Origin of the sequence: Bacillus nakamurai, from assembly GCF_001584325.1 — a bacterium.
In the GTDB taxonomy this organism is placed as follows: domain Bacteria; phylum Bacillota; class Bacilli; order Bacillales; family Bacillaceae; genus Bacillus; species Bacillus nakamurai.
Genome location: NZ_LSAZ01000011.1, coordinates 19540 through 38582 on the forward strand (window position 1 = coordinate 19540; position 19043 = coordinate 38582).

24 protein-coding genes and 1 other annotated feature are annotated in these 19043 nt (G+C 44.9%); of the genes, 16 read left to right on the plus strand and 8 right to left on the minus strand.

All coding sequences use genetic code 11. The features are described 5' to 3' along the window. Positions 1 to 130 precede the first annotated feature (130 nt). The 7 genes from AXI59_RS06750 to motS all read left to right on the plus strand — a co-directional run bounded on the left by AXI59_RS06750 (position 131) and on the right by motS (position 5511). Positions 131 to 553, plus strand: a complete 423-nt coding sequence (locus tag AXI59_RS06750; RefSeq protein WP_061523133.1) for a DUF948 domain-containing protein — start codon at positions 131 to 133, stop codon at positions 551 to 553. 32 nt (positions 554 to 585) lie between these two features. After that, positions 586 to 999 (plus strand): YtxH domain-containing protein, encoded by a 414-nt coding sequence (locus AXI59_RS06755; RefSeq protein WP_061523132.1) that lies wholly within the window; start codon positions 586 to 588, stop codon positions 997 to 999. 24 nt (positions 1000 to 1023) lie between these two features. After that, positions 1024 to 1350: a bacillithiol system redox-active protein YtxJ gene (gene ytxJ, locus AXI59_RS06760; protein WP_061527724.1), complete on the plus strand. Its 327-nt coding sequence runs from the start codon at positions 1024 to 1026 to the stop codon at positions 1348 to 1350. A 234-nt stretch (positions 1351 to 1584) separates the two neighbouring features. Continuing rightward, complete coding sequence (locus AXI59_RS06765; protein WP_061523130.1) at positions 1585 to 2661, plus strand: bifunctional 3-deoxy-7-phosphoheptulonate synthase/chorismate mutase; 1077 nt, start codon at positions 1585 to 1587, stop codon at positions 2659 to 2661. A gap of 280 nt (positions 2662 to 2941) precedes the next feature. Next, positions 2942 to 3946: a catabolite control protein A gene (gene ccpA, locus AXI59_RS06770; protein ID WP_061523129.1), complete on the plus strand. Its 1005-nt coding sequence runs from the start codon at positions 2942 to 2944 to the stop codon at positions 3944 to 3946. Positions 3947 to 4016: 70 nt separating this feature from the next. Further along, the gene (gene motP / locus AXI59_RS06775; protein WP_061527725.1) at positions 4017 to 4832 is read left to right on the plus strand and encodes a flagellar motor protein MotP; all 816 of its coding nucleotides are present in this window, start codon (positions 4017 to 4019) and stop codon (positions 4830 to 4832) included. Beyond that, complete coding sequence (gene motS, locus AXI59_RS06780) at positions 4822 to 5511, plus strand: flagellar motor protein MotS (RefSeq protein ID WP_061527726.1); 690 nt, start codon at positions 4822 to 4824, stop codon at positions 5509 to 5511. The genes motP and motS overlap by 11 nt, the downstream gene beginning before the upstream one ends. 12 nt (positions 5512 to 5523) lie before the next feature. Here the strand turns inward: motS and AXI59_RS06785 are convergent, their stop codons facing one another. From AXI59_RS06785 to AXI59_RS06795, 3 genes are read right to left on the minus strand one after another with little or no spacing between them, the layout of a single operon-like run. Further along, complete coding sequence (locus AXI59_RS06785) at positions 5524 to 6690, minus strand: acetoin utilization protein AcuC (protein WP_061527727.1); 1167 nt, start codon at positions 6688 to 6690, stop codon at positions 5524 to 5526. Then, the gene (locus tag AXI59_RS06790; protein WP_061523125.1) at positions 6687 to 7331 is read right to left on the minus strand and encodes an acetoin utilization AcuB family protein; all 645 of its coding nucleotides are present in this window, start codon (positions 7329 to 7331) and stop codon (positions 6687 to 6689) included. Before AXI59_RS06790 ends, AXI59_RS06785 begins: the two co-directional genes overlap by 4 nt. A gap of 26 nt (positions 7332 to 7357) precedes the next feature. Continuing rightward, on the minus strand, positions 7358 to 7990 hold the full coding sequence (locus AXI59_RS06795) for a GNAT family N-acetyltransferase (RefSeq protein ID WP_061527728.1): 633 nt from the start codon (positions 7988 to 7990) through the stop codon (positions 7358 to 7360). A gap of 160 nt (positions 7991 to 8150) precedes the next feature. Here AXI59_RS06795 and acsA point away from each other — a divergent pair, with 160 nt between their 5' ends. From acsA to sr7p, 3 genes are all read left to right on the plus strand, one after another. Continuing rightward, a complete protein-coding gene (gene acsA / locus AXI59_RS06800) occupies positions 8151 to 9869 on the plus strand; it encodes an acetate--CoA ligase (protein WP_061523123.1) in 1719 nt (572 codons plus the stop codon). A 51-nt stretch (positions 9870 to 9920) separates the two neighbouring features. After that, positions 9921 to 10155: a binding site (T-box leader), on the plus strand. Positions 10156 to 10204: 49 nt separating this feature from the next. Then, positions 10205 to 11470: a tyrosine--tRNA ligase gene (tyrS, locus tag AXI59_RS06805; protein WP_061523122.1), complete on the plus strand. Its 1266-nt coding sequence runs from the start codon at positions 10205 to 10207 to the stop codon at positions 11468 to 11470. Positions 11471 to 11589: 119 nt separating this feature from the next. Further along, entirely contained in the window at positions 11590 to 11715 is a 126-nt protein-coding gene (sr7p, locus tag AXI59_RS20610) for a small protein SR7P (RefSeq protein ID WP_268250563.1), read from the plus strand. Positions 11716 to 11781: 66 nt separating this feature from the next. Here sr7p and AXI59_RS06810 read toward each other — a convergent pair whose 3' ends face one another. From AXI59_RS06810 to AXI59_RS06820, 3 genes are all read right to left on the minus strand, one after another. After that, the gene (locus AXI59_RS06810; protein WP_061523121.1) at positions 11782 to 12105 is read right to left on the minus strand and encodes an AzlD domain-containing protein; all 324 of its coding nucleotides are present in this window, start codon (positions 12103 to 12105) and stop codon (positions 11782 to 11784) included. Next, a complete protein-coding gene (locus tag AXI59_RS06815) occupies positions 12102 to 12833 on the minus strand; it encodes an AzlC family ABC transporter permease (protein ID WP_061527729.1) in 732 nt (243 codons plus the stop codon). The genes AXI59_RS06810 and AXI59_RS06815 overlap by 4 nt, the downstream gene beginning before the upstream one ends. Positions 12834 to 12906: 73 nt before the next feature. Then, positions 12907 to 13713 (minus strand): TrmB family transcriptional regulator, encoded by an 807-nt coding sequence (locus tag AXI59_RS06820; RefSeq protein WP_061523119.1) that lies wholly within the window; start codon positions 13711 to 13713, stop codon positions 12907 to 12909. 216 nt (positions 13714 to 13929) lie between these two features. Here AXI59_RS06820 and AXI59_RS06825 point away from each other — a divergent pair, with 216 nt between their 5' ends. The 6 genes from AXI59_RS06825 to AXI59_RS06845 all read left to right on the plus strand — a co-directional run bounded on the left by AXI59_RS06825 (position 13930) and on the right by AXI59_RS06845 (position 17710). Beyond that, positions 13930 to 14802: a cation diffusion facilitator family transporter gene (locus AXI59_RS06825; RefSeq protein ID WP_061523118.1), complete on the plus strand. Its 873-nt coding sequence runs from the start codon at positions 13930 to 13932 to the stop codon at positions 14800 to 14802. Positions 14803 to 14914: 112 nt separating this feature from the next. Continuing rightward, a complete protein-coding gene (locus AXI59_RS06830; protein WP_061527730.1) occupies positions 14915 to 15241 on the plus strand; it encodes a hypothetical protein in 327 nt (108 codons plus the stop codon). 70 nt (positions 15242 to 15311) lie between these two features. Beyond that, the gene (locus AXI59_RS20840; protein WP_061527731.1) at positions 15312 to 15494 is read left to right on the plus strand and encodes a hypothetical protein; all 183 of its coding nucleotides are present in this window, start codon (positions 15312 to 15314) and stop codon (positions 15492 to 15494) included. Continuing rightward, the gene (locus tag AXI59_RS06840; protein WP_061527732.1) at positions 15491 to 16039 is read left to right on the plus strand and encodes a GNAT family N-acetyltransferase; all 549 of its coding nucleotides are present in this window, start codon (positions 15491 to 15493) and stop codon (positions 16037 to 16039) included. The genes AXI59_RS20840 and AXI59_RS06840 overlap by 4 nt, the downstream gene beginning before the upstream one ends. 249 nt (positions 16040 to 16288) lie before the next feature. Next, a complete protein-coding gene (locus AXI59_RS20845) occupies positions 16289 to 16660 on the plus strand; it encodes a CotG/ExsB N-terminal domain-containing protein (protein WP_420806836.1) in 372 nt (123 codons plus the stop codon). 303 nt (positions 16661 to 16963) lie between these two features. After that, positions 16964 to 17710, plus strand: coding sequence for an SGNH/GDSL hydrolase family protein (locus tag AXI59_RS06845; protein ID WP_061527778.1), 747 nt, complete (start codon positions 16964 to 16966; stop codon positions 17708 to 17710). Between the two features lie 62 nt (positions 17711 to 17772). Here AXI59_RS06845 and AXI59_RS20615 read toward each other — a convergent pair whose 3' ends face one another. Both AXI59_RS20615 and rpsD read right to left on the minus strand, forming a co-directional pair. Then, positions 17773 to 17901, minus strand: coding sequence for a hypothetical protein (locus tag AXI59_RS20615; RefSeq protein WP_262417720.1), 129 nt, complete (start codon positions 17899 to 17901; stop codon positions 17773 to 17775). Positions 17902 to 18314: 413 nt separating this feature from the next. Then, positions 18315 to 18917 (minus strand): 30S ribosomal protein S4, encoded by a 603-nt coding sequence (gene rpsD / locus AXI59_RS06850; protein ID WP_061523115.1) that lies wholly within the window; start codon positions 18915 to 18917, stop codon positions 18315 to 18317. Positions 18918 to 19043 lie beyond the last annotated feature (126 nt).

A 19043-nucleotide genomic window follows, 5' to 3' on the forward strand; every position in this document is an offset into this window, starting at 1 on the left:
TTTTTTGTGCTGATTGCAAAGGGATTCAGCGACAAACGGAGAATAATAATATGTACAAGACCTTTACATATGTTTTATGATTTTAACAATTGGGTATATACCATTATATCCTGCAATAAGGAGGTATTAGATGATCATCATTCTTTACTTAAGCGTCGCACTCATCGCAGTGGCATTTCTTATTCTTGTCATTTATCTGTCCAAAACATTAAAGTCCTTGCAGGTGACCTTAACCAACGTAGCGTCGACTCTGGACGGCCTTGAGGGGCAGATGAAAGGGATCACCGCGGAAACCGCAGAGCTGTTACATAAGACAAATCGCCTCGCGGAGGACATTCAGGAAAAATCAGAAAAATTAAATACGGTAGTCCATGCTGTACAGGGAGTGGGAACTTCCGTCCAGCAGTTCAATACATCCATAAAGCAGGCAGCCGGTTCCGTTTCGGCTTCGGTAAGAGAGAATCAGGATAAGATTAATCAGGTTGTCACTTGGAGCCAAGCCGCCATGGAGATTTGGGATAAGTGGAAGCAAAAGAAAAAAACATCGCTTTAACCATAAGAAAAATCCGCTAAGGAGGAATCACAATGAGCAAAGATGGAATCAATAGTAAGGATTTTTTAATCGGGACTCTGATCGGGGGAATTATCGGCGCGACAACAGCTTTGTTTTTAGCGCCTAAATCAGGTAAGGAGCTGCGCGGCGATCTCGGCAGCCAGGCCTCAGCGTTAAAAGATAAAACGGACAGAATGACGGCCGATGCGAAAGAAAAAGGCTCTCAATACGTCAGTATCGCAAAAGATAAGACATCTAATATCACGCAGCTTGTAGCAGACCAGTCCGGCCAGATTATGAATAAAGTGAAGGACTTAAAAGACCGTTCAAAGAGCACACTAAATGAGAAAGCCGCAGAGACGAGAAGTGAAATGCAGAGTACGGCAGACGGTATTAAAGATGAAGCAAAAGACGCTCAGGAAAAAGCCGGCCAAATCAATCGCTGATCTTCAATAAGGAGTGTTGCTAACATGACAAAACAGCTGATATCTTCAGAAGAAGAATTCAAAAACGCCGCTGAAAAAGAAAACACCCTTGTGTTTTTTAAACACAGCGTAACATGCCCGATTAGCCAGGCCGCGTTTCACGAATTTGACGCCTTCGCGTCGGAGCATACAGAGGTGCCTTCCTGCTACCTTCAGGTACAGGAGAGCCGGAAGCTTTCTGACTACATCGCTGAAACATACGGCGTGAAACACGAAAGCCCGCAAGTATTCGTCATACAAAACGGCGAAGTGAAATGGCATGCCTCCCATTCACAAATCACAAAAAACGCAATTGAACAGCATCTTTCTTAATTTGTAAGCCGCCAGATAAAACTGGCGGTTTTTTTTGAAAAAACTATTGAACATTTCAGCCATATCATGTAGGATAGCAATATACATTACTTCAACGCACAAAAGCTTAAAAGCGTTTTTGTAGTAAAGTAAATATGAAAAAATTTATTATTTCATATTCCTATTTTCGCATAACTGTAGTAAGATGCATGATAACCATTAAAATAAAACAATTGCACAGAAGGGATGAAAAAGATGAGCAACACAGAGTTAGAGACCCTAAGACAGCAGGCAGACTCACTAAATTTACAAATTCTGAAATTAATCAATGAACGCGGAGCCGTTGTAAAAGAAATCGGTAAAGCGAAAGAAGCGCAGGGTGTCAACCGATTTGATCCTGTCAGAGAGCGCACAATGCTCAATAACATTATCGAAAATAACGACGGCCCATTTGAAAACTCAACAATTCAGCACATTTTCAAAGAAATTTTCAAAGCCGGACTGGAGCTTCAAGAAGAGGATCACAGCAAAGCGTTGCTCGTCTCCCGTAAGAAAAAAGCAGAAGATACAATTGTGGACATTAAAGGCGAAAAAGTCGGTGACGGCGATCAAAGATTTATCGTCGGACCTTGTGCCGTAGAAAGCTACGAGCAGGTGGCGGAAGTAGCTGCGGCCGCGAAAAAACAAGGCATTAAAATTTTACGCGGAGGCGCATTCAAACCGCGTACCAGCCCTTACGATTTCCAAGGCCTCGGCGTTGAAGGTCTTCAAATTCTGAAACGCGTCGCTGACGAATATGATCTCGCTGTTATCAGTGAAATTGTTACGCCGGCTCATATAGAACAAGCGATAGACTACATTGACGTCATTCAGATCGGTGCAAGGAACATGCAAAACTTTGAATTGCTGAAAGCTGCTGGTTCCGTCAAAAAGCCGGTTCTGTTAAAACGGGGGCTTGCTGCAACGATTCAAGAATTCATCAATGCGGCTGAATACATCATGTCACAAGGAAACGACCAGATTATCCTTTGTGAACGCGGAATCAGAACGTACGAAACAGCAACGAGAAACACATTAGACATTTCTGCAGTGCCGATTTTGAAACAGGAAACTCACTTGCCGGTCTTCGTTGACGTTACACATTCAACAGGCCGCCGCGATCTCTTGCTTCCGACGGCGAAAGCTGCGCTTGCAATCGGTGCTGACGGCGTTATGGCGGAGGTTCACCCGGATCCTTCCGTTGCGCTTTCCGACTCTGCGCAGCAAATGGATATTCCTGAATTCGAAAAATGGCTGAATGAATTAAAGCCGATGGTGAAGGTAAAAGCTTAATACAGTGTTTTAGTTCTATAATGGCCGCCTTGTGCGGCCTTTTTTATTTCTGCATTTTATTTAGTTATAAAATGAAAGTGAACGTTTTCATTGCTGGCAAAAACGTGTATAATTTCATGAGAAGTATTTAAATTTGATGAATAATGAAAAATAATGTACACTACTGACTTACGCTTACAATCATAAACGACAGAATGCGAAATCGTACGACATTTCTTTACATAAAGTGTTTATGCTATAGATAAGGATAAGTGTATCCAGTAAAAGGAGTGGTTTCAGTATGAGCAACATTACGATATACGATGTGGCCAGAGAAGCAAATGTCAGTATGGCAACTGTTTCCCGCGTCGTAAACGGCAACCCGAATGTAAAACCGACAACCAGAAAGAAAGTATTGGAAGCCATAGACCGTCTCGGCTACCGCCCGAATGCAGTGGCGAGAGGTTTGGCAAGCAAAAAAACGACCACGGTCGGCGTCATCATCCCGGATATCTCAAGTATTTTCTACTCGGAACTTGCGCGCGGGATTGAAGACATTGCAACGATGTACAAATACAACATTATTTTAAGCAACTCAGACCAAAACCTTGAAAAAGAGCTGCATCTGTTAAATACGATGCTCGGCAAGCAAGTGGACGGCATCGTGTTTATGGGCGGCAATATTACGGACGAGCATGTAGAGGAATTTAAGCGTTCTCCTGTGCCGATCGTACTTGCGGCATCAGTGGAAGAGCAGGGCCAAACGCCTTCTGTTGCCATTGATTATGAGCAGGCGATTTATGATGCGGTAAAGCTTTTCATTGAAAAAGGGCATCGTGACATCGCGTTTGTTTCCGGTCCGATGGCAGAGCCGATTAACCGCTCGAAAAAACTTCAAGGCTATAAACGGGCGCTTGAAGAAGCGGGTATTCCGTTTAACGAGCAATTCACAGCTGAAGGCGATTACACCTATGATTCCGGTATGGAAGCACTTCAAAGCTTAATGAGCCTTGATAAAAAACCGACGGCGATTGTTTCTGCGACGGACGAGATGGCGCTTGGCATTATTCATGCGGCTCAGGATCAAGGACTGTCAATTCCTGACGATCTTGATATTATCGGTTTTGATAATACGAGATTAAGCCTGATGGTCCGTCCTCAGCTTTCAACAGTCGTGCAGCCTACGTATGATATCGGTGCCGTGGCCATGCGACTTTTGACAAAACTGATGAACAAAGAGCCTGTTGAGGAGCATATTGTCGAATTGCCTCACCGCATTGAATTAAGACAATCAACCAAGTCATAAGAAAAACGGAAAAAGCAAGCTTCACTCTAAGGGGTGAATCCTTGCTTTTTTACTTGAGTGAGGAGAAGATATGAAACGTTTTGATTACCTGACACCCGTTGGATTTGTTTTAGGAAGCGTCATTGTCGCAATCGGTATACTTTCAGGCTCGGGAATCACGGGCATCCGTTCTTTCCTGGATCTGACTTCTTTTTTAATCGTAACAGGCGGGCTTTGTGCGGCTGTCTTTATCAGTTTTCCCGCGCGGGATTTAAAGAAAACGCCTTCGGTATTAAAACAGGTGTTTTCCCGCCAGGATGACAATGTAAAAGAACTTGTCAAAGTCTTCGTCAGCCTTTCCGAGCAAGCGCGCAGACAGGGGTTATTATCTCTTGAGGAACAGGCGCGTGACATACAGGACCCTTTCTTAAAAAAGGGACTTTTACTGGCGATAGACGGCTGGGATGAGGAAACGATCCGCCTTGTGATGGATTCTGAAATCGCTGCAATGGAAGAAAGGCATCGAAAAGGAAGGCGTGTCTTCGAAAAAGCCGGGGATTTTGCGCCTGCATGGGGAATGATCGGAACACTCGTCGGGCTTGTGCTGATGCTTAGAAACTTAAATGATCCGGGTTCGCTCGGACCGAATATGGCGGTTGCGCTATTGACGACGCTGTACGGTGCGCTGCTTGCCAATATGGTTTTTATTCCGATTGCCGCAAAGCTTGAAGAAAAGACGGAAAGCGAGATTTTCATCAAACAGGTGATGATTGAGGGGATTATCGGCATACAATCCGGAAAAAATCCCCGCAACCTCGAAAGCCAGCTCGTCGTTTTCAGCTCCAGGGAAGATTGGCGTAAAGGGCAGCCTGTGAACAAGAAAAAGGGCGCTGTTCATGAAGCTTAGAAAAGAGCGGTTTGAACGAAGAAGCAAAACGGAAAAAAGCAGTGCACCAAAATGGATGGTGACGTTTGCTGACTTGATTACGCTTATTCTCGTGTTCTTTATACTGCTTTTTTCCATGTCGCAAATTGACTTAAAAAAATTCAATTCAGCCGTTAAGTCCATTCACAGCAGCGGAAGCAGACAGGATGCTGAATCGGCATCATCAGACGCCGCAAACGGCAAAAACGAACAAGATAAGCTGTTACAAAACGTAAATACATACATAAAAACGCATCATTTGCGTTCGAAAATGACGGCCAAACGTGATGAGCGCGGGGTGATTCTCGTGTTACAGGAAGCCGTCCTGTTTCAATCAGGCGAAGCAGAGGTGCTGAAAAACGCGGAACCGCTTTTGCACCAGATTGCAGTGCTGCTGAAAACGATTCCGAATGCGATACAGGTAGAAGGCCATACGGACAGCCTTCGCATTTCCACCTATAAGTATCCGTCAAACTGGGAACTGTCATCTGCACGAGCCGCGAGCGTCATCCGGTACTTCACCGTAAAAGAGGACTTTCCCGCAAAACGGTTTATTTCCGTTGGATATGCTGATACAAAGCCGGTGAAAGATAACAACACAGCCGGGCATATGAAGGAAAACCGCCGCGTGGAAATTGTCATTAAAAAAACGACCTTATGAAGAGGTCGTTTTTTAATTTGTTTTATGCCGCCGCTCAGACCGAATGGCAAAGAGCGCCTTTTCTACGGTTCGTGCGTTTTTCTCGGTGATTTCTTCTTTGCGGGGGATCGGCGGGTATAAATGATCCGGATCATTCCAAAAAGCGGGCAGAGTGACAGGAGAATGTTTCTGCCATTTATTGATCCACTCCTGCGGTATGCAGTCCCCCGGGTCAATTTCTTTCATTTCAAGCCATATACGGCTCCACGCCCTCGGAACGACTCTCCACATATCGTAACCCCCTCCGCCGACTGCTATCCATCTTCCGCTGCAGTATTGGTGGGCTAACGAATGGGCAAGCCGGGGGATTTCACGATAAATGGAGATGGTATTGGACAGGTGCGTCAGCGGATCATAGTAGTGGGCATCCGCTCCGTTTTGGGTGAGGATCACATCCGGCTTAAAGAAGGCCGCAATTTCGGAGGCGGCTGTTTGATAAGCGTGAAGAAAAGAATCATCCTCAGTAAAGGCGTCCAGCGGAATGTTAAAGGAATAGCCGTATCCTTGGCCGCTTCCCTTTTCCTGCACCTGCCCAGTTCCGGGAAATAAATAACGTCCGGTTTCATGAAAAGAAACGGTGCAGACATCGGAGCTGTCGTAAAACGTAAATTGAACGCCGTCACCATGATGGGCGTCGGTATCGATATAAAGAACCTTTGCTCCGTAGTTTTTTTGAATGTATTGAATAGCCACAGCGCTGTCATTATAGATGCAAAAGCCTGACGCTTTGCCGCGGAAGCCGTGATGAAGGCCGCCTCCTAAATTGCAGGCATGCCTTGCTTGTCCTGTCATGACATAATCTGCTGCGGTTAAGGTTCCGCCGACAAGAAGCGATGCCGCTTCATGCATACCGGCAAAAACGGGTGTATCCTCTGTGCCGAGCCCGTAGCTTACTCCTTCCGCAACCGGGAGGCGTCCCGCCCCGGCCAGTTCAACAGCCTGTATGTAATCTTCCGTATGAACGAGAGAAAGCTCTTCTTTTGATGCCATACGGGGAGGAACAATATCTCCGTTTTCAAACGCATGCAGCGATTGAAGCAGGTCATATGTCAAAAGCACTCGCTGCTGATTAAACGGGTGCTCCTGATGAAACTGATACGTTTGATAAGAGGGCGAGTAAATAAAGACACTGTCTCTCATGGCTGATCCCTCAAGTGTTTCGGCCACAAGACGTGATATCCCGCTTCATGAACGGCACGGACAAAAGGAAGCGGGTTCATTGTCTTAATGCGAAAGACGAGTATATTTGATGCTGCAGCATCATCAGGATAGACGAGTACGCTCAGGATATGCAGCTGAAGATCACGGCACATACAGCTGATGTCAGCAAGGCTCTTTGTGATGTCCGTCACCTTGATTTCAACTTGGGACCCCGGCTGTTCCGCACCTGTCAGCCGGACAAACGTGCGCAGTACATCTGTTTTGGTCAAAATGCCCGAAAGCTTACGGTTCATAACGATTGGCAGACAGCCGATTCCGTGCTCATAAAATGATGCTGATATTTCTTCAACGAAATCAAGCGGATGAGCGCATATGACATCCTGTTCCATAATGGTTTCTACCCTGTTTGTGAGGAAAGTGCTCCGATGCTTCTGTTCAAAGATGCCCGGGCTTGCCCGTTTGATATCCCTGTCGGTCACAATCCCGATTACATGCAGCTCCTCGTCTGTGACCGGGAGATGGCGGATATGATGTGTTTTCATTTTGTGAATGGCCGTTTCAATGGAATCCGCTTTTGTGACGGTGATGACGTCCCGTTTCATGATTTGTTCTGCAATCATCTTTTTATCCCCTTTGTCTATGTCAGTTAATACATAAAACGCTGATAAAAACGAAGCCTGTCGAACTGTTCAATTGAATCCTGGCTGACGTGCTTTCCGATGCGGGCCATCAGACAATTCGCCGGGTGGGAGCTGATTTCCGGTTCATCCGTTGCAAACCAGACGAGACCCCCGGCATTCATCATCTTTTCCATCATTTTCCGGTAAGCCCATACATCTTTATTCATCCCTTTTAAGTCCCAGTGCCAGTAATATTCCGTCGTCATGATGATATATCGTTCCATCTGTTCATCCATCATGCTGACTGTCAGCAGGTTTTTTCCGACGGAACAGCCCCTGAAGCCTGGGGCGACCTCGATCGCGCCAAGCTCAAGCAGGTCTTCCATATACCCTTCAGACCATCTTTCAAGCGGATCAGGGTATAAATATGTCACATAGCCGATGATGGTCTGCCCGTCTCTGGCGATGATAATCCGCCCTTCGGGAAGCCCGGCTATCTCAATTAACGCTTTGTGCTGCTCGTGAGGAAGGCGAAAGGCTGTCAGGCCTTCATGAAACTCATATTGTGCTAAGTCCTCTGGAGGAACGGGCCCTTCTATCAAAAGAGAGCCGGCTGCTGTCTGAATGGCTGAAGAATGGTATGTTTTATGATGTTTCACTGATTCACCGCCTGTCGGTTCTTTGATAAAAACATGTCTCCTTTAAGCATAACAAATTATAAAGCGTTTTCAATAGTGGGGTAATTTATATTTTAAAAATTGAGAAAACTGTGAACTTCTACTATAATAAGGTCTATAGTTACGCAAAGGGGGATGTTGCATGAATTTGAAAGCGTTGCCAGGTGAAAAGGGGAATTATCATTTAAAAAATTATGAAGAAACATACCGCCAATTCAATTGGAAAGAAGTCGAAGCGGACTTTTCCTGGCATAAAACAGGGAAGCTGAATGCCGCTTACGAAGCGATTGACCGTCATGCCGAATCATTTCGCAAAAACAAAGTGGCGCTTTATTACCAGGATGCAAAGCGGGAAGAAAAATACACTTTTAAAGAAATGATGGAAGAATCCAACAGAGCCGGCAATGTACTGAAACGGTATGGAAACGTGGAAAAAGGAGACCGCGTTTTTATTTTCATGCCGCGCTCGCCGGAGCTCTATTTTATCATGCTCGGCGCCATTAAAATCGGCGCGATTGCCGGTCCTTTATTTGAAGCGTTTATGGAGGGCGCCGTGAAAGACCGCCTGTTAAACAGCCAGGCAAAAGCCGTCGTGACGACGCCTGAGCTGGCGGAACGGATTCCGGCCGAAAGCCTGCCTGACTTGCAGCATATATTCATCGTAGGCGGCACCGGGACCGCCGGCGATAAAGTCATCCATTATGATGAAGCGGCAAAAAAGGAAAGCACAAAGCTTGAAATTGAGTGGATGGACAGAAGGGACGGCTATCTGCTTCACTATACGTCAGGATCTACCGGAACACCTAAGGGAGTGCTTCACGTTCATGAAGCCATGATCCAGCAATATCAGACAGGCAAATGGGTGCTTGACCTCAAAGAAGACGACATCTACTGGTGCACCGCGGATCCCGGCTGGGTGACCGGAACTGTGTACGGCATTTTTGCTCCGTGGCTGAACGGAGCGGCGAATGTGATCGTCGGCGGAAGATTCAGCCCGGAAAACTGGTACGGAACGATTGAAAAGCTTGGTGTCAACGTATGGTACAGCGCCCCGACGGCTTTTCGGATGCTCATGGGAGCTGGGGATGAAATGGCCGCCAAATACGACCTTACTTCCCTTCGTCATGTGCTGAGTGTCGGTGAGCCGCTGAATCCAGAGGTCATTAAGTGGGGGCATAAAGTCTTCGGCAAGCGCATCCATGATACGTGGTGGATGACAGAAACAGGCGGACAGCTGATCTGCAATTATCCTTGTATGGAGATTAAACCTGGTTCAATGGGAAAACCGATCCCGGGTGTGGAAGCGGCAATTGTAGACAATCAAGGAAACGAGCTCCCGCCGTACCGCATGGGGAATCTCGCCATTAAAAAGGGCTGGCCGTCCATGATGGCTTCCATTTGGAATAATAAAGAAAAATATGATTCTTATTTCATGCCGGGCGGCTGGTACGTCTCCGGAGATTCAGCGTACATGGATGAAGACGGCTATTTTTGGTTCCAAGGCAGAGTCGATGATGTCATCATGACGTCGGGTGAGCGCGTCGGCCCGTTTGAAGTCGAAAGCAAACTTGTGGAACATCCGGCAATCGCTGAAGCGGGTGTTATCGGTAAGCCTGACCCTGTCCGCGGGGAAATCATTAAAGCCTTCATCGCACTCAGAGAAGGGCACGAGCCATCCGATAAGCTGAAGGAGGACATCCGCCTTTTTGTGAAGCAGGGACTCGCTGCCCATGCCGCGCCGCGGGAAATTGAATTTAAAGATAAGCTGCCGAAAACACGGAGCGGTAAAATCATGAGACGGGTGCTGAAGGCATGGGAGCTGAATTTACCCGCTGGCGACCTCTCCACAATGGAAGATTAAAGGCAGTTGACATCATATTTTATTTATGTTAAAAATGAGTAAGCTAAATAGGAAAAGGTTGAGATTGAGACAAGTAGGATATCCGAATGTTCCAGAGAGCTGATGGCCGGTGAAAATCAGCACATAAGATATACCGAATACACTCATGAACCGCTTTTGCAAACAAAGCGCTTAAAAGGCTTTCAGTAGTGAAAGAACGGACGCAGTCCGTTATCAAGAAGAGTGATAGAGGCTTATAAAAGCTTTTATAAGTAGGGTGGTACCGCGATTTATTATCGTCCCTTCGTGTAAACGAAGGGGCGTTTTTTATTTCTATAAAAAAAGGAGCAGACAAAATGACTAACTTATTAGAAGATTTATCATTCCGCGGCTTAATACAGCAAATGACAGATGAGGAAGGGCTGAACAAACAGCTGAACGATGAAAAAATCCGTTTATACTCAGGGTTTGATCCGACGGCTGACAGCCTCCATATCGGCCATCTTTTGCCGATTTTGACGCTGCGCCGCTTCCAGCTCGCAGGCCATCATCCGATTGCGCTTGTTGGGGGCGCGACGGGGCTGATCGGCGATCCGAGCGGAAAAAAAGCGGAGCGTACGTTAAATACTCAGGATATCGTTGTGGAATGGTCGCAAAAAATTAAAAATCAGCTTTCACGTTTTTTAGATTTTGATTCAGGGGAAAACCCTGCCGTAATGGCAAACAACTTTGATTGGATCGGAAAAATGAGCATCATTGATTTCCTTCGCGATGTCGGAAAGAACTTCGGAATCAACTACATGCTCGCCAAAGATACCGTCAGCTCAAGAATTGAAACCGGGATTTCTTACACGGAATTCAGCTACATGATTTTGCAGTCTTACGATTTCTTAAACCTGTACAGAGAAAAGAACTGCAAGCTGCAGATCGGCGGCAGTGACCAGTGGGGCAACATTACGGCCGGACTCGAGCTGATCAGAAAATCGGAAGAAGAAGGGGCTAAAGCATTCGGCCTCACCATTCCGCTCGTCACTAAAGCAGACGGTACGAAATTCGGTAAAACGGAAGGCGGCGCGATTTGGCTTGATAAAGAAAAAACGTCGCCGTACGAGTTCTACCAATTCTGGATCAATACAGATGACCGTGATGTCGTTAAATACTTAAAATACTTCACGTTCTTATCAAAAGAGGAAATTGAAGAATACGCTGAAAAAACCGAGACGGCTCCTGAGAAAAGGGAAGCGCAAAAACGCCTTGCTGAAGAAGTAACGGCTCTTGTTCACGGACGCGAAGCATTGGAGCAGGCCGTGCATATCTCTCAAGCGCTGTTCAGCGGCAATATTAAAGAGCTGTCCGCTCAAGACGTTAAGGTAGGTTTCAAAGACGTGCCTTCCTTTGAAAAAGACCGCAATGAAGAATTAGCTTTAGTAGACGTGCTCGTTGAATCGAAATTGTCGCCTTCAAAACGCCAAGCCCGCGAAGACATCCAAAACGGGGCTGTTTACATTAACGGCGAGCGCCAAACAGATATCGGCCATATTCTTTCTGCAGAGGACCGTATCGAAGATCAATTTACCGTTCTGCGCCGCGGAAAGAAAAAATACTTCCTGATCACTTACTAAAATGAACAGCAGCCTTGCCGTTTTCCCGCGGCAGGCTGTTTTTTATGTTTTGTGAATATCGTTTCGGGAAATGAGTACATTACACGGTATAAACAAATACCGGGAAGGAGCGCTGCGCCGTGAATTTCATGTGCACCATCGCCAAAGAAAGATTGCAAAGGGATTATTGGGAAAAGCAGCAAAACAATACGGCCGATACACCTGCAGAAAAACCGGAGCAAAAAGAGGCAGAGACGACGTCATAACCTGTATGTAAGCGTTTTAAGAAAAGCCCCCATTTTACGAAATGGGGGCTTTTTGAAGATGTTCCATCACCATATCAGTCTGACGGCGGCCATAAGCACGACCCCTGTTATCACAGTGACCGATAAGCTTTTCGTCCACATCGCGCATAGTAATGTCGGGATAAGAACAATAATTGATTTCCAATCAAAAGCCAAAGCGTGATTTGTTTTCACGATCATGCCCTCCGTTACCAGTGCGGTAAGGATGCAAAGCGGAATAAAAGAAAGCCATTTTAAGGCCAGCTCCGGCATTTGGATGTTCCGCACAAATATAAACGGTACAATTCGCGGCACGATCGTAACAATCATGCAGCCGAGTATAATCCAGATCATTTGCATACTGATGCTCATTTATCCGTCACCACCCCGATAGATGCGACGATCACGGTCGAGACGATAACAGCGACATGTGATGGGACAACATACGATAATAAGATCATAAAAATCACCATGCAGACAATCAAAGAGAGATTGTGCTTCAGCTTTTCTGAGGCAGCTGTCTGCATTTGCAGCACCAATAGCGCCGCAAACATGGCCGGCAATGCGAAGTCTAAGCCGAGCGCTTGAGGATTGGAAATCCATTGCCCAAGCAGCCCCCCCATTACGCAAGAGATCACCCAGCACAAATAAGCCGTAAGATTAAGACCGTTCATCCACTTGTCATAAAGTTTGCCGTTTTTAGCCAGCCTGTTAATCGCAACCCCGAACGATTCGTCTGTGAGTAAAATGCCGAACCCGATGTTTTTCGTTAAAGAGTATTTCGTAAAATACGGCGCGAGGGTCAGACTCAGTAAAAGATGCCGCAAATTGACGATAAACGTCGTTAAAATAATGGCTGAAATCGGGCTCCCGGACACAAGAAGCGAGCAAATAATAAATTGAGCAGCCCCGGCATATACACAAAAGGATAATAAAGAGATTTCCAAAATACTAAGGTGAGAGGAAACGCCTACAATCCCGAAAGCAAAGCCGATGCTCATATAGCCGAGCAAAGTAGGCACACAATCCTTCACCCCTTGTAAAAAAGTATCTTCATTGATTTCCTGTGAAACCGTTTTTTGAACTTCCGTGTTAATCATTGTGTAAGCTCCTTTTTTTAGAGATTATAATGATAACTACTAATGAAAAAATCAAAGAAAAGACGGTTCATATTTAAATGAACCGATTTCCTGTTACTACATGAAATAAGGAATGATTTTGTTTCATCAGCCCTTCTACCTTTTCAGCGCCAACCTCTTTCACAAGCTCAGCAAACATAAGATCGTGCCTCATATATTCCATGGCAACAAGAACGAGGGCGGGATCTTCTGATTTGATGGCCCACGCATTTGTCTGAGGAGAAAAATTAGCGATCAATACTTCTTTATTATCGCGGGCTGCAATCGTTAACCGCCCGCCCATGCGTTTTTCAGCCACTTCGGGAGACATATTATGATGTGTCGTAAGCCCGAGCTTCATCTCCGGAGGGCCAAATACAATCGAAAAGACGGGCAAGTCATCTGCAACGCGTTTGTTAATGGCTTCTTGAATAAAAGGAACCTGCTGCTCCCAAACGGACAGCCATAGCTCTTCCTCAGCCTTTTCAATCATATCCTTCATTTCATTGATCACATGGTCATTGGTGCTGATGCGGCGGATAACGTTCATTTCCTGTTCGCTTTCAAGCGCCAATAGTTTTTCCTCAAGATAGCCGAAAGAGCTCTCGAAATCGTGCCGCAGCCGGTCAATTAATTCCCTTCCGGCTAACGGAGCGTATGTAACCGGATCAGAGGGCACGATATGGACAGCGCCTTTATCAACCAGCTTTCCTAATACTTCATAAATCATCGAGCGAGGGACGCCAGACCGTTTACTTATCTCATAACCTGTAATAGGTGAATGTTTTAATAAACCGATATATGCCTTGCATTCATATTGAGAAAAACCGAATTTCTGTAATTCTTTCAGTACATCCTCCATAAACATCCTCCGTAGTGGTTATTCATGAAACCACTATAATGTAAGCGGTTATATTTGTCAATGGGCCCGCGTGTTGAGGTCTATCTGCGTGTGTTTTGTGGCTTTCCAACATATTTTAGGGCGAGTTACATGTATGGCTGCTGTGAAAAACGTTGCTGTAGACCCACACAAATAAGGTTTGATACGATATATTAATAGAAACAGAAGAGGAGGATCATGGTGGAAAACACCTCTAAAATCGCTTTTTTATCAGTGATAAGCAATTCTTTGGTTGTATTGCTCAAAATAGCCGTCGGAATATTAACCGGTTCTGTCGCGATTCTTTCTGAGGCCATTCATTCTTTTTTAGATTTGATAGCGGCCTTTATTGCCTTTATTTCTGTCAGGATTTCTAAAAAGCCGGCTGATTCCGGGCATCCGTACGGTCATGGGAAAGTGGAGAATATATCCGGAACTATTGAGACGATTTTAATTTTTGCGGCGGGCATATGGATGATTTATGAATGCGTTCAGAAATTGGTGAACCCGGAGCCTGTTCACCTGCCTGTACTCGGAATCATTGTGATGCTTGCAGGGGCGGCCGTTAATTTTATCGTATCAAAAATGGTGGGAAAAGAGGCCGAAAAGGTCAATTCCGTGGCCATGAAATCAAATGCCCTGCATTTACTGACGGATGTGTACACATCGTTAGGCGTTGCAATAAGCCTTCTGTTCGTTGCTTTAACGGAGTGGTATATACTTGATCCGGTCATCGGCCTGGTGCTTGCAGTGTACATCATGTTTGAGGCCTTTAAATTAATGAAAGAAGCATTCCCTCCGCTGATAGACACTCGTTTGTCCGGCGAAGAGGAGGAAACCATCTTAAAGATTATTACCTCCTTCAAGCGCGAATACATTGAAATACACGATTTTCGTACAAGGCGTTCAGGGCCGCAGGAGTATATCGATTTCCACTTAGTCGTGTCATCTCACTTTACTATAGAAGAGGTGCACGGCCTATGCGATCGTATCGAAAAGGAAATCACGAATGAATTTAAAAACGCTCAAGTGCTGATTCATCCTGAGCCTGAAAGCGAAAGGAAAAAATGAAAGCAGTGACGCCGGACGGCCGTTTGCAGTGTGTAAATCGTTCGACAAAGTGTGCAAACCGTTCCTTGGCCAACTTCCTTTCGCTCATAATAAAGGCAGGGGGTGAAAGGCAGTGAAAGCTGCAGAATCAATCGAAACGTTTAAAAAATGGATTGCCGAAATTGAAGAAAGCAATGAACGATTGCAAAAAAAATTCGAAGCGGTTCAAAAGGAATTTTTACAAAAAAATTCACGTAAAGAAATGCTGGAACTGATAGCAAATGAGTATGCAGCGGAGGAAAGAGACGGCTTTAAGGCTCATTTTTATTACGATAATTTAGCCGAAGAAGCAAACGAGCTTGAAAAGAAATATAATCAAGAGCTGCGTAATTATTATAAAAAAAGCCAGTACAACAACTATTTAATGAATAAATTAAAAGAAATCATCAAGATTTACTGATAAAAGCACCCTTGGAGGGTGTTTTTTATTCGCGGTTGACATGATGAAACGATAGATAAGGGGAAGTCGGATGTCATTAACCCGCTTCCGGCCTCTCTTAAGGAAATCCGGGATTGTTCATGCTGAGGAGCTGGACGAGCAGGCATGCGGAGGAACACATGTTAGAAATACCGGAGTTCTCAATCATAAAAAAAGGACTCTCAAGCGCAAATTGAATAATCAAGTTATGTTCCAAGGAGGAATGTTTACGTGAATCTGACGATAAGGAAGTTGACAAAGGCGGATCAGGATCAGCTGATTGAAATTGATGACAGGTTTACAGTAGATTCGATTCTCGTTCTCTCTATGGAGAATAATAAAATTCACTACACGATTGAAAATATACCCTGCTATGAAAAAAGTTATAAGGACGACGAACCGGCTGAAGAATCGCCCGGCTTCCCGGCATATATTGATTACCCGGATCAAGCGGTTTATGGAGCGTACATAGACGGTCAGCTTGCGGGGCAAGTCACGGTAAAACGCAACTGGAATGAATATGCGTATATTGAAGATATTAAAATCGATAAAAAGCAGAGACGCCAAGGAATCGGCAGGAAATTAATAGAACAGGTCATTCAATGGGCAAAGGAAAACAAGATGCCGGGCATCATGCTGGAAACACAAAATATAAATGTGAAGGCTTGTCAATTTTACGAGAGCTGCGGTTTTGAGATTGGCGGTTTTGATTTATGCCTGTATAAAGGGATAAATAAACATGCACATGAAGCTGCGGTGTATTGGTATTTGATATTTTAATAAAGTCGAAAAAGAGGCCTATCAAAAAGGGTCTCTTTTTTGTTTGATATAACGGGTTTGTGGTGACACAAGCGAACTAACATCTCGAAACTCAGGGTGGATATCCTTGTCATTCTTGATGTAGATGCCTTATTTTTTTTCAAATCAGCAAGTAGCTTATACATCTGAGGGGTTGGACTCATACGTTATGTTATGAGAAAAGGGAAAGAATTCCTTTTTTTCTCTAGGAGGTGAAAGGAATTGAACAGTATGTCTCATAACGAAATTCAACAGGGAGTTGCTGTAGCTCATAGAGAAGGTTTAGGAGATTATTTATACCAAGAACCGGTTTCCCGAAAAAGTTCGGGCCGTTCAAAAAAGAGAAAGCACCGTCGTTCCCGCCGTTCTTGCCGCTCTCGGAGCTTCAGACGGACGCGCCGTTCGCACCGTTCGCATCGTTCGCACCGTTCGTGCCGTTCGCACCGTTCGCACCGTACACGTCGTTCGCACCGTTCACGTCGTTCGCACCGTACACACCGTTCACATCGTACACACCGTACACACCGTACACACCGTTCGCACCGTTCACATCGTTCTAAACGTACAAAACGTTCTCCCCGCAAACGCTGTTTTAAATGCTAAATATGGAATCTCCTATGTTTAAGAGATGCGAATAGAAACGGGATCTGCTATAATGAAAGAAAGATACAATTGTAAAAAAGATCCAATATGGTAAACTTACGGACACTGAACTTACAACATTGTACTGTTTGTTTGGTGTCCGTTTTTGACTTCAGGGGGAAAAAATAAGTGAACCGGTGTTATGCCGGGTCATAGAAATGAAGGGATGACGCCACGTTGAATTCAAATAAGGATTTACCTGCAGTGTCAGACGGAAAGTTTCGTGAAGCGCTCAATACCAACTTTGAAAAAATAGAAGAGACCATGAATCACTTCTCCGAACAGCTCTCCTCAAAAACAGCCCATGCTCAAAATATCAGCAGCCAGCTTTTACATATCACCGACAGCGGGCATATAAGCATTGACTTTATCCAAAAAAGCGGGCTCCGAAACGCTAAAAAAATCGCTATTCTGGGTGATAGCGTCGCCCGGGGCCTGCGCGCAAAATACAGCTTCGCTGATATTTTAAAAGAGCGGACAAAGGCCGAGATTACGAATCTTTCTGTCAGCGGCGTCAACATGAGCAACAACGGAAACAATAACATCTATCAGCAGGCGCTTAAGACGTCCGGCAACGAAGTCATTATTGTGCAGGGAACGGATGACGATTGGTGCAACCATATCGGCATCGGCAAAGACGAAAAGGATATTGCCACATTTTACGGAGGGTTCTGCCAAGTCATCCAGGAGCTGCGCAGCAGAAATAAAGGCTGCAGCATCATTGTCGTGACCGCCACGAGGCAGGCGAAAATCTCAGAGGGAAAGATTGTCCGGCGCGATACCGATAAAAATAAATTAGGGATGACGCTGGCCGACTATGTGGATGCCCAAAAAGAAGCCTGCACACTGCTGTCCGTGCCGTATGCAGACCTGTTTTATACAGATTTAATTGATCCTTACAATCCGGCATTCCGCAAAATGTGCATGTCAGAAGGCCTTCATCCGAACGAGATAGGGCACCAAATCATTTTCCAGGAAATCTGCCGAAATTATTTTTACTATTACGGGTGAGTAGTTCGAATGAATAATGTATTGATAAAAAACGGAATAAAAAAAGCCCCCATCGCCGGAGGTCACTTATTTTTCTTCTCTTCTAAAAGCTCAATGATTCTTTGATTGGTATGTCTTTGCGCTCTCAAAAGCGATACAATATTTCCGGTAAAACCGATTAAAATGATAAGCAGCAAAATAATGATCCACACAAGCAGACCCCCTTTATAGAGTGGAAAGCCAAAGCGCAAGCTCTTTATATATTTTACTTATGTTGGATGAAGGAGAGAATAGGACTAATTGATCGTGTTTTGGTTATTTTTTATTCGAGGAGAAGGGACTGGCCGGATCAATCATTCTTAGAGCGGCTTGTCACATAGGTGGAGGATTGACATCTGCCATCATTTCAGATCAAGATTCATACCAAGTTTCATTTGATCGTAATCAAACATAAGTCTGTATATTCGTTGAAGGGAATAAGGGCCTGCTCTATGAGTTGGTCTTTTTTTATTACAAATCTGCTTCGGTAAGAAACATAGTCCGATGAAAAAAAGAAAAACCCCAGAAATGTTGAAATAACAACGTTTCTAGGGTTTAGTCCAATGCTCTTTAAAGAGCATTTTAATTAACGAGAGTAGAACTCAACGATAAGCGCTTCGTTAATTTCCGGAGCAAGTTCAGAACGCTCTGGAAGACGAGTGAATGTACCTTCAAGCTTTTCAGCGTCGAAAGTAAGGTACTCAGGAACGAAGTTGTTTACTTCTACAGCTTCTTTAATGATAGAAAGGTTACTTGATTTTTCGCGAACACCGATTGTTTGACCAGGTTTTACTTGGTAAGACGGGATGTCAACGCGGCTTCCGTCAACAAGAATGTGACCGTGGTTTACCAATTGGCGTGCTTGACGGCGAGTGCGCGCAAGACCTAGCTTGTACACAACGTTATCAAGGCGTGAATCTAAAAGAATCATGAAGTTTTCGCCGTGTTTACCAGTCATTTTTGCAGCTTTGTCAAACAATGTGCGGAATTGGCGTTCGTTTACACCGTACATGTGACGAAGTTTTTGCTTTTCTTGCAATTGCAAACCGTATTCTGATAGTTTTTTACGTTGTCCCGGACCGTGAGGACCTGGTGCGTAAGGGCGTTTTTCTAATTCTTTACCTGTTCCGCTTAGAGAGATTCCTAAACGGCGTGACAGTTTCCAAGATGGACCTGTATAGCGAGCCATAATGTGACTCCTCCTTTGGTTTTATTTTTGTGGAAAATAAAAACCGTCTGTTCTATTCGACCGTGCACATTTTGTTTTCATGTATCCTCGCTCCAGCAGCAGAGAGTTACACGATACACCTTACAG

What these genes read in the sequence shown, in the direction of transcription:
- tyrS (WP_061523122.1), top strand. Translation starts at nt 10,205, where the DNA reads ATGACTAACTTATTAGAAGATTTATCATTCCGCGGCTTAATACAGCAA.
- AXI59_RS06755 (WP_061523132.1), top strand. Translation starts at nt 586, where the DNA reads ATGAGCAAAGATGGAATCAATAGTAAGGATTTTTTAATCGGGACTCTG.
- rpsD (WP_061523115.1), bottom strand. Translation starts at nt 18,917, where the DNA reads ATGGCTCGCTATACAGGTCCATCTTGGAAACTGTCACGCCGTTTAGGA.
- AXI59_RS06750 (WP_061523133.1), top strand. Translation starts at nt 131, where the DNA reads ATGATCATCATTCTTTACTTAAGCGTCGCACTCATCGCAGTGGCATTT.
- motP (WP_061527725.1), top strand. Translation starts at nt 4,017, where the DNA reads ATGAAACGTTTTGATTACCTGACACCCGTTGGATTTGTTTTAGGAAGC.
- ccpA (WP_061523129.1), top strand. Translation starts at nt 2,942, where the DNA reads ATGAGCAACATTACGATATACGATGTGGCCAGAGAAGCAAATGTCAGT.
- AXI59_RS06790 (WP_061523125.1), bottom strand. Translation starts at nt 7,331, where the DNA reads ATGATTGCAGAACAAATCATGAAACGGGACGTCATCACCGTCACAAAA.
- motS (WP_061527726.1), top strand. Translation starts at nt 4,822, where the DNA reads ATGAAGCTTAGAAAAGAGCGGTTTGAACGAAGAAGCAAAACGGAAAAA.
- ytxJ (WP_061527724.1), top strand. Translation starts at nt 1,024, where the DNA reads ATGACAAAACAGCTGATATCTTCAGAAGAAGAATTCAAAAACGCCGCT.
- AXI59_RS06825 (WP_061523118.1), top strand. Translation starts at nt 13,930, where the DNA reads ATGGTGGAAAACACCTCTAAAATCGCTTTTTTATCAGTGATAAGCAAT.
- AXI59_RS06785 (WP_061527727.1), bottom strand. Translation starts at nt 6,690, where the DNA reads ATGAGAGACAGTGTCTTTATTTACTCGCCCTCTTATCAAACGTATCAG.
- AXI59_RS20845 (WP_420806836.1), top strand. Translation starts at nt 16,289, where the DNA reads ATGTCTCATAACGAAATTCAACAGGGAGTTGCTGTAGCTCATAGAGAA.
- AXI59_RS06820 (WP_061523119.1), bottom strand. Translation starts at nt 13,713, where the DNA reads ATGGAGGATGTACTGAAAGAATTACAGAAATTCGGTTTTTCTCAATAT.
- acsA (WP_061523123.1), top strand. Translation starts at nt 8,151, where the DNA reads ATGAATTTGAAAGCGTTGCCAGGTGAAAAGGGGAATTATCATTTAAAA.
- AXI59_RS06765 (WP_061523130.1), top strand. Translation starts at nt 1,585, where the DNA reads ATGAGCAACACAGAGTTAGAGACCCTAAGACAGCAGGCAGACTCACTA.
- AXI59_RS06815 (WP_061527729.1), bottom strand. Translation starts at nt 12,833, where the DNA reads ATGATTAACACGGAAGTTCAAAAAACGGTTTCACAGGAAATCAATGAA.
- AXI59_RS06810 (WP_061523121.1), bottom strand. Translation starts at nt 12,105, where the DNA reads ATGAGCATCAGTATGCAAATGATCTGGATTATACTCGGCTGCATGATT.
- AXI59_RS06845 (WP_061527778.1), top strand. Translation starts at nt 16,964, where the DNA reads ATGAATCACTTCTCCGAACAGCTCTCCTCAAAAACAGCCCATGCTCAA.
- AXI59_RS20840 (WP_061527731.1), top strand. Translation starts at nt 15,312, where the DNA reads ATGTCATTAACCCGCTTCCGGCCTCTCTTAAGGAAATCCGGGATTGTT.